Source organism: Haladaptatus sp. (assembly GCF_049589095.1).
Lineage (GTDB): Archaea > Halobacteriota > Halobacteria > Halobacteriales > Haladaptataceae > Haladaptatus.
In genome coordinates this window covers 1-9,107 of the sequence record NZ_JBAWAC010000553.1, presented here as the reverse complement: position 1 = coordinate 9,107, position 9,107 = coordinate 1, and the positions used below count along the sequence as shown (strand labels likewise).

Below are 9,107 nucleotides of genomic sequence, written 5' to 3'. Positions count from 1 at the left end.
GTGAACTCGGACTGTCCGAGCGAAGTGGGTCCGAGCGAAGCGAGGTGCCACGGAGCGAGGGAGTGGAAATTCACAGTCCCAACGACCCGCCGGAGTGGGCCGAATCCGCGACGGTGTACGAGATTTTCGTCCGGTCGTTCGCGGGCGAGACGGTCGATACCACGTTCGAGGAGTTAGAACGTCGGCTTCCGTATCTCGAATGGCTCGGCGTGGACTGCGTCTGGCTCACCCCGATTTTGGGAAGCCCGACCGACCACGGCTACCACACGACGAACTACTTCGAGACGGCCGAGGACCTCGGCACGCGCGCGGAGTTCGAATCCTTCGTGTCGGCCTGCCACGACGCCGGAATTCGGGTCGTCTTCGACCTCGTCATCAATCACTCCTCGCGGGACCACCCGGCGTTCCAGATGAGCGCCGCCGGGGTGCCCGAGTACCGCGATTGGTACGTCTGGGAGGAAGACGAGGAAACCGGGGAGGCGAGGGCACAACGCTACTTCAACTGGGATCGAATCCCGAACTACAACTTCGATTCGCTCGCCGTCCGTCGATTCCTGCTCGACGTGGTGGACGAGTGGGCGGGACTCGTTGATGGGTTCCGCTGCGACGTGGCGTGGGGCGTCCCACACGAGTTTTGGAAGGAAGTCGCCGCGCGCGTGCCCGACGATTTTCTGCTGTTGGACGAGACGATCCCGCGTGACCCGGCCTACCACGAGGGTGAATTCACGATGCACTACGACACGACGCTGTACGGAACTCTGCGCGAAATCGGAAACGGTGAAAAACCCGCATCCGCCGTGTTCAACGCGCTCGCCGACGCGGAGCGTGCTGGCTTCCCCGAGAGCGCGGTTCACCTCCGATACGTCGAAAACCACGACGAATCGCGGTATCTCGACGATTGTGACCGCGACGCGCTGAAAGCCGCGGCCGCCGCGACGTTCACGCTCCCCGGCGCCCCGATGATCTACTACGGGCAGGAGCGCGGCATGACCGAGTACCGCGGGACGATGCGCTGGGACGACGGGGACGACGAGTTGACCGCGTTCCACCGGTCGCTGGTCGAAGCCCGCAACGAACATCCCGTGCTCAAGGACGGGACGGTCGAGGGAATCGAATGGGAGAGCGATTTCTCGTCGGTCGTCGCGTTCGCCCGCGACGATGGTGATTCGCGGGTCGTCGTTGCGTTGAACTTCTCTGACGGGAGCGAGACGATTCGAATCGGCGAGCGCGTCGAGGACGTGGACCTCGTGTCCGGGGGACGGGTTCCCACCGCGGCGGAAAGTGATTCGAAAATCGAACTGTCGGTTTCGGACGTCGTCGTCGTTCGGGCCACCGAGGAAAGTAAATAGGTACCCGAGAAATCATGAGTCAGGAAATGGACGACATCACGCTCGAAAACCTCCTCCGCCAGTTCGGTCTCTCCGAAAAGGAGGTCGATACCTATCTCTCGATTCTCGAACAAGGCGAGGCAAAAGCCAGCACCATCGCCGACGACGCCGGTGTCTCGAAACGCTACGTCTACAGCACCAGCGAGAAGTTGGCCGACAGGGGATTCGTGGAGGTGAACGACCACGTCGTCCCGACCATGATTCGGGCGAACCCGCCCGAACGAGTCATCGGGACGCTCTCCGACCGGGTGGAAACGATGCGACCCGCGCTGGACGAACGCTACTCCGCGACGACGAGCGAACCGGACCAGTTCGAGGTCATCAAATCCCGCGTCACGGTCATCAAGCGGATCCAGAACCGCCTCGCCGAGGCGAACGAGGAAGTCACCCTCTCGATACCGTACGAACATCTCCCCGAAGTCGCCGACGAACTCGCGGATGCGGTGGAACGCGGCGTCCTCGTCCTGCTCGTCCTCAGCGGGATCCATCGTGACGACATCGATGGGTCGGAGTTCGCCGGACTCGCAAGCACCGTCCGCGTCTGGCGCGAACCGATGCCGACGACGCTCACGGTGGACAAGCAGTTCGGCCTCGTCGCGCCGACCGAGATGATCGTTCGGTCGAACAGCGAGAAGCAGGCGATCACCTTCGCACAGGAGCAACTCGTCCCCGTCCTCGTCGGGTCATTCCTCGGCAACTACTGGCCGATGGCGAACGAAGTGTACGCGGCCGAACCAGTGGAGCTTCCGAAGACGTTCGACGACTTCCGCTCGGCGGTGCTCCAAGCGACGCTCCACCTCCGCGAGAACGACGCCATCGTCGCCCGGGTTCGGGGGCGACCGGTCGGCGGTGATAGCGATGTGGTAACCATCGAAGGCCTCCTCATCGACGTTCGGCAGGGGCTGCTCGAACCCGCATCCAACGCGTTCCCGGTCGAAGCGGCACTCGTCATCGAAACCGACGAGGGCGAGATAAGCGTCGGGGGTTCGGGGTCGTTCGTCGAGGATTTCGAAGCCGAAGCGGTGACGCTCGAACTCGCGGAGTAGACAGAATCCGAAAAGGGGATCAGTGGTTCGAGACGTGTTTTTCGAGCAGTTCCCGATTCTTGCGGTTCGCCTTCCACGTCGCGTCGAACACCGACCCGAGGACGGGAACCGCGCCGCCGAACGCGTCGATGGCGACGTTGGCGAGCATGCGGGCGAGGACGTGACGGGGGACGTCCAGCCGATACCCTTCGAGGGCGATGTAAAGCGAGATGATCGCCGACGCGGCGTCGCCGCCGACCGGGAGGAGGCCGAGAATCGGGTCGATACCGACCCGGAAGTTCGTGCCGGGAACGCGGAACGCCTCGTCGAGGAGGTCGCTCACCGTTCGGACCCGCTCGATCGATTTTCGCTTGTAGCGGGGTAGATTTTCGGGGAGGTCGGCGTGTTTCATGGGAGTATATCCAGGTACTCGGGCAGGTTATGCGTTCCGGCAGTCCGTCGAAACTCGTAGAATAGGGGTACTGTCAGGCCGAGTCGGCGAATCGCTGCCAGTCTCGTCGTTCGATCCACGTCTTCAGCGACGTGAGATCGATATCCGGGAACAACTGCCGTAATTCGGCGGCGTCGCGTTCGTATAATCCACTGCCGGGATGGCGCTCGACCCGCCGATACATCTCGGGAATCATCTTCCCCACGTCCGGTCCCATCGTCTCCGAGAGTTGCGCTTCGAACTCGTCGAGCGGGATTTGCCGATACTCGATGGACCGGCCCATCGCCACCGAAAACTGCTCGGCGATATCCGTTCCGGTGAGGATTTCCGGGCCGCCGATCGGGATGCGTCGTCCGGACCACTCGGGATGAGTCAGCGTCTCGGCGACGAAGGCACCGAGGTCCTCCACACAGATCCAAGCGGCAAGCATCTCCGATGGAGCAGGAAACGCCACGACCCCGTCGTTCACGATTTGCTCTGCCGCAAGGGGTTCCACCAAGTTCTCCAGATATATCGTGGGACGGAGCGAGACGAACGGGAGGCTGCTCCGCTCCAGATACCGTTCCAAGAAACGCCGATCCTCGTAGTACGTTACGTCGGGTTCGTCGTCAGGTATCGGGGCACTCGTGTTCAGTACGAAGAGGTCGACAGCGGCCCGCTCGGCGGCGTCGATGGCGTTTTTCCCGAGTCGTCGTACCGTCTCGCTTGGGTATCCACTCGGCGTCGTCAGAACGACTTTCGAGACCGACTCGTTGGCGGCACGGAGCGCGTCGTGATCGTCGAGAGTAGCAACGACGGGTTTCGCACCTCGTTGCTCAAGCGTATCGGTTCGTTCCGGACTGGTGGTCTGGGCCCGCACGGTATGACCGTCGTCGAGGAGTTGTTCGAGTATTCCTTCCCCTTGGACACCGGTAGCACCGTAAACGAGGACGGCTTCGTCGGATTCAGTAGTGGTCATGTTGTCGTAGTTTCAGACGCACCGATTCGGGATGTACAAACCGGCGACCATTGTGCAGGGAGCGCCCACCGTGCGCGTCCCGCACACCAGAGTACGCTCTCATTCCTCGCTTCCCATCCGTACGTATCGTTCCCATCCGCGCGTATATACGGACACAACGCGTGACAAGCAACTACCGATGGCCAGTTCATTAGACGATATCGAATTTCTCGCTCGCTCCGAGCATCGATTTCGTGTTCTCGGAGAACTCTCCGAGCGGCCGTGTGAGCGCGCCGAACTACAGGAGAGAACGGAGGTCACGCGGACGACGATTTCACGAACGCTCTCGGACATGGAAGGGAAAGGATGGGTCGAAAGCGAAGGATGGCAGTACCGCCTCACCCCACTCGGTGAGATGATGTACGAGGAGTTTGCTCGGGCTCTCGACACGGCAGACACCGTTCGAACGCTGAATCGAGTGATCGAATGGGTGCCGACCGAGGCGTTGGACATCGATCTTCGCCACTTTCACGATGCGACGGTTTCGGTGGCGAGTCGCACCGACCCGACACTTCCCGTGAGGAGGTTCACGGGGCTGAAGGCCGCGGATGGCCACGTCCAAGCGCTCATCTACGCACTGGATCCGTTCCAGTTGGCGGCGCACAGACGGGCGACCGAAGTAAGCAACCAGCGGGTAGAAGTCGTCTTCTCGGCCGACTTCTATCGGAAGCTACAGGACAACCCGGATATCGCGCGGGACGTGAGCCAGGTGGCCGCGAGCGACCAGTACGATTTCTATCTCTGTGACGAAGAACCGCCGATACAACTGGTCGTAGCGGAGGATACGGTGGGACTGTTGTTGACAGGTACCGATGGTACCTTTCCGGCGTATGTCGAAAGTCGAAACGAAGCCGTCGCCGCGTAGGCGGAGGAGGAATTCGAACTGCACCGGGAGCGTTCGACTCCGCTTACCGCTACGGATATTCTCGCCGATGGACCGCGTCAGCGCTAGATTCGGGGGGTGTTCCGACGGAGTGGTGGAAGGTGCAGGGTGGAAGATGCAGGCAGTTCGTTTACGGACAGTCGTGCCGTCCTCCTCTGCCATGCGCGAAGTAGAAATCACGTCGGCACATCGGATGACGCCCCGAGTGAAGCAGTTCGAACTGGCCGACGACGAACCGTTCGATTACGAACCCGGGCAACACACACAGTTGCACTTCGATGCGAGCGAAGCAAGCGAGGTGGATGCGTCGGGCGACGACGACGAAGTCGTTCGTCCGTACACGCCCACGACGCTTCCGGGAACGGATCGTCTCGTTTTGGCGATAAAACGATACGACGAGGGAACCGCCTCCGTGTACATGCACGAGCGAGCTCCGGGGGATACCATCCGAATCGAGGAACCGGACGGCAACCTGTATCTTCGAAACCTGGATTCCGACGTGGCGTTCGTTTCGACGGGGACCGGAATCACGCCCATGGTGGCGATGGTGAAACACTACCTCCGCGACGGCGATGGTCACGCGACGTTCCTCTACGGGGAGAAGACACAGGACGACGTGATGTACCGGGAGACGTTGGACCAACTGGAAGCTGAAAACGAAAACCTAACCGTGGCCTACTCGCTCTCCGACGAGGAGTGGGACGGCCGAACCGGACACGTCCAAGAACACGTCGAAAGCGTCGTCCCTGATCCCGAATCGACCGACTTCTACTGCTGTGGCGTTCCCGGAATGGTCGTCGAGACGAAAGCGGAGTTGGAGGAAATCGGGGTTCCCGAGGAGCGGATTTACAGCGAAGGGTGGGAAGAAGACGAGGTTTCGGACGAGTGAGGAAAAACAGATCGTCCCTGCGGCGATTGCGGGTTCCGAAACAGTGAATCGACCGACCCACGAGGAACCGTATATGAACAGCACGCGCGTCACGGTGTGGAACGAGTTTCGACACGAACGTGAAGACGAAGCGAGCAAGGAGTGTTATCCGGACGGCATTCACACCGTCGTCGCGTCGGCGCTCGAAGAGCAGGGATTCGACGTCGGGACGGCGACCCTCGACGAGCCTGAACACGGGCTCACCGAGGAGGTACTCGCGGAGACGGACGTCCTCATGTGGTGGGGGCATATCGCACACGACGAAGTCGCGGACGAAATCGTAGAGCGCGTACAGCAACGCGTTCTCGACGGGATGGGGCTCATCGTGCTCCATTCCGGCCACTTCTCGAAGATATTCAAGCAGTTGATGGGTACCACGTGTGACCTGAAGTGGCGGGAAAACGGTGAACGCGAACGCCTTTGGGTCGTCGACTCCGGGCACCCCATCGCCGACGGAATCGACGAACAGGTCGTCGTCCCGAACGCCGAAATGTACGGCGAGCAGTTCGACATACCCGCCCCGGACGAACTCGTCTTCGTCAGTTGGTTCGAGGGTGGAGAAGTGTTCCGAAGTGGCTGTTGTTACCGCCGCGGATCGGGGCGTGTTTTCTACTTCCGACCGGGACACGAGACGTATCCGATCTACCGACAGCCGGAAATCCGAAAAATCCTGGGGAACGCCGTCGAATGGGCCGCTCCGGACGAGGCATCGCGACCGTCGTTCGGCAACGTTCCCGAACCACCGGAAACCCACTGACATCGGTGGAAACTTCCCCGAGAGACTGACTGAGACGAACAGTCACTAAAATAGAACGAGATTTGATCCCTACGTGGAGGACAAAGTTATATATTGATCACATACGAGACCTGTATTGTAGAATGGAACGTCGCCCGATTCGGGTGCTACATGTCGAAGACAACGAGTTCTTCGGAAAGGTCGCGTCTGAAATCCTGACACAGGAAATAGCGGATGTGACCGTTCACACGGAAACCATCCCATCGGACGCTCTCGCCCGCCTCGAACTGGAACAGTTCGACTGCGTCGTCAGTGACTACGAGATGCCGGAAATGAATGGGCTCGAACTGCTCGGCGCGGTGAAAGAGATCGCCCCGCAAATACCGTACATTCTCATGACGGGCGGCGGAAGCGAAAAGACAGCGAGCGAGGCCATTTCCGCGGGGGTTACCGACTATCTGAAGAAAGGAACCGGAAAACGGCAGTTCGTCGCCCTCGCAAACCGGATCGAGAACGCCGTCGCTCACCGACGGGCCGAACAAACGGTTCAGCGCCAGATGGCCATCAACGATCTCATCTGGGACGTCAGCCAATCACTCCTCGAAGCAACGACCCGTGAAGAAATAGAAGAAGCCGTCTGCAAACGACTCGCGGCGTCCGAATCATATCTCTTCGCATGGATGGGGAAAGTGGACGACGATGATCGAGTCGTCCCTCGGGTCCGCACCGGAGTCGAAACGGGACATCTAGATACGGTGCTTTCCGACGACGCGGATCGAGACGAGTTGGAACATGCCTCCCGTGCGTTGAAAACGGGAGCGAGACAGGTGACACACGATATCGGTCCCGATTCGTCGTCCGAAGGGCGTTGGAACGGACCAAACCGGGAGTACTACTCGAAGGCGACGATTCCAATCCAACACGAAGAAACCGTATACGGTGTTTTGAACGTCTACTCCGATCATCCATACGCGTTCGACGAAACGGAACGACGTGTTCTCTCGAAGTTCGGGAACAGCGTGGCGTACGCCATCAACTCGGTTCGAACACGACAGGAGTTGCTCAGGCGGGAACAACGACTGCAGGTGTTCAATCGAATCCTCCGACACAACCTTCGAAACGACCTCAACGTCGTCCTCGGCCATGCGGACAACCTCAAGGAAGCGATTCCCGAAGCCACCGAGAGTGCCGAGATCATCAAGCGAAAAGCGAGCGACCTGATAGATGTCAGTGAGAAGGCCCGTGAAATCGGTCGAACGCTGGACAAGCGCAGTCAGAAGCGGATAGCCGTCGAAATCACTGCTTTGATCGAGCGGACGTGTTCGGACCTTCGGGAAACGTATCCGAACGTGGACCTCGCGACCGACCTTCCGGACACGGCGTGGGTCTGTGCGGACAAGACGCTCGATACGGTCATTACCGAAATCGTCGAGAACGCAATCAAGCATAACGATCAGGAAGTTCCTAGCGTGATGGTTTCGGTGAGGAGCGTCGAATCTGAACGGGAAAATTGGATCGAAATCGAAGTCACGGACAACGGACCGGGGATACCGATGGATGAACAGGCAGTGCTAAACGAAGGGCGGGAAACCGCTCTCCAGCACGGAAGTGGTCTAGGCCTGTGGTTGACGAACTGGATAGTCGGGAAGTTCGGTGGCGAACTCATCTTCGGAACCAATCATCCGCGGGGGAGCGTCGTGACGGTTCGCCTCCAACGAGCAGAGCCGCCAACCGAATAGTCGATTTGCCATTATAGACCGAGTAGTCGATTCACCAGTCGTCGGGTGGCGAGCCAGTTTTCTTTTGTTCTGATTTGTTTTTAACCATTGTTAGAATCATCCAACAATAAGTATATGGTGATGAGGCAAAATGATAGAGATGAAATGAGTACCGAGCTTTCAGGTGTTATCGACCGCTTCCGGCAGCCGGAATACACCGGCGAAAACCGCTGTACGCCGTGTACAATCGTCAACGTCGTAATCGCCGTCGTCGCTAGTACGATTCTGACATTTGCGGCAATGCCTATCGGAATCGCATTTTTTGTGTTCAGTATGGCCACGATTTACGTTCGTGGGTATCTCGTACCTGGAACCCCGTGGTTTACGAAAACGTACTTCCCCGGCTGGTTGCTCAAGAAATTCGACAAACACGAAATGCAGACCGTCCAGACGGCATCACCGGAACCGACGGACCGCGAACCGGAAAACGTTCTCGTCGATGCGAGCGTCGTTCAACCCTGTGATGAAATCGACGACCTCTGTCTCGACGAAGAGTTCCGTCAGATATGGCACGACAACATGGAACGAGTCATGAAGGACGGCGCGGAAAAGAGCGACTTGAGTCGAATCCTCGGCGCGGATGAAGAGGAGTTGGAGTTCGAAGAACACGATGCCGCCTTCATCGCCCGAATGGACGGTCGGCGACTCGGTCAGTGGGAGTCCCACGCCGCACTCGTCGCCGACCTCGCGGCCGCTCGTGAGTTGAGTGATCGCTATGACGATTGGGACAAACTCTCGGTCGATAACCAGAGTCGAATCCTGAGCGGTCTCCGCATCTTCCTCGACACCTGCCCCGAGTGTGGTGCCGACATCACCGCGGAACAGGAAACAGTCGAATCCTGCTGCCGCTCGATGGAAGTCGTCGCCGCCACCTGCCAAGGATGTGATGCCCGTATCCTCGAAGTCGAACAGAATCAGTAG

9 protein-coding genes are annotated in these 9,107 nt (G+C 59.4%); 7 read left to right on the top strand and 2 right to left on the bottom strand.

The annotated features are described in order from the left end of the window. Both WBV42_RS17535 and WBV42_RS17530 read left to right on the top strand, forming a co-directional pair. On the top strand, positions 1 to 1,349 hold a 1,349-nt coding region (locus tag WBV42_RS17535; protein WP_423987166.1), incomplete at its 5' end, for an alpha-amylase family glycosyl hydrolase. 26 nt (positions 1,350 to 1,375) lie between these two features. Beyond that, positions 1,376 to 2,434, top strand: a complete 1,059-nt coding sequence (locus tag WBV42_RS17530) for a TrmB family transcriptional regulator (protein WP_423987167.1) — start codon at positions 1,376 to 1,378, stop codon at positions 2,432 to 2,434. Between the two features lie 19 nt (positions 2,435 to 2,453). Here WBV42_RS17530 and WBV42_RS17525 read toward each other — a convergent pair whose 3' ends face one another. Together WBV42_RS17525 and WBV42_RS17520 are read right to left on the bottom strand one after the other, a co-directional pair. Further along, on the bottom strand, positions 2,454 to 2,825 hold the full coding sequence (locus tag WBV42_RS17525) for a DUF4112 domain-containing protein (RefSeq protein ID WP_423987165.1): 372 nt from the start codon (positions 2,823 to 2,825) through the stop codon (positions 2,454 to 2,456). 73 nt (positions 2,826 to 2,898) lie between these two features. After that, on the bottom strand, positions 2,899 to 3,822 hold the full coding sequence (locus WBV42_RS17520; RefSeq protein ID WP_423987164.1) for an SDR family oxidoreductase: 924 nt from the start codon (positions 3,820 to 3,822) through the stop codon (positions 2,899 to 2,901). A gap of 178 nt (positions 3,823 to 4,000) precedes the next feature. On the opposite strand from WBV42_RS17520, the gene WBV42_RS17515 reads away from it, so the two are divergent. The 5 genes from WBV42_RS17515 to WBV42_RS17495 all read left to right on the top strand — a co-directional run bounded on the left by WBV42_RS17515 (position 4,001) and on the right by WBV42_RS17495 (position 9,107). Then, entirely contained in the window at positions 4,001 to 4,726 is a 726-nt protein-coding gene (locus tag WBV42_RS17515; RefSeq protein ID WP_423987163.1) for a helix-turn-helix transcriptional regulator, read from the top strand. A gap of 178 nt (positions 4,727 to 4,904) precedes the next feature. Continuing rightward, a complete protein-coding gene (locus tag WBV42_RS17510) occupies positions 4,905 to 5,633 on the top strand; it encodes a ferredoxin--NADP reductase (RefSeq protein WP_423987162.1) in 729 nt (242 codons plus the stop codon). 73 nt (positions 5,634 to 5,706) lie between these two features. Continuing rightward, entirely contained in the window at positions 5,707 to 6,429 is a 723-nt protein-coding gene (locus tag WBV42_RS17505) for a ThuA domain-containing protein (RefSeq protein WP_423987161.1), read from the top strand. 122 nt (positions 6,430 to 6,551) lie between these two features. Further along, positions 6,552 to 8,147: a response regulator gene (locus WBV42_RS17500; RefSeq protein ID WP_423987160.1), complete on the top strand. Its 1,596-nt coding sequence runs from the start codon at positions 6,552 to 6,554 to the stop codon at positions 8,145 to 8,147. 312 nt (positions 8,148 to 8,459) lie between these two features. Continuing rightward, complete coding sequence (locus WBV42_RS17495) at positions 8,460 to 9,107, top strand: hypothetical protein (protein ID WP_423987159.1); 648 nt, start codon at positions 8,460 to 8,462, stop codon at positions 9,105 to 9,107.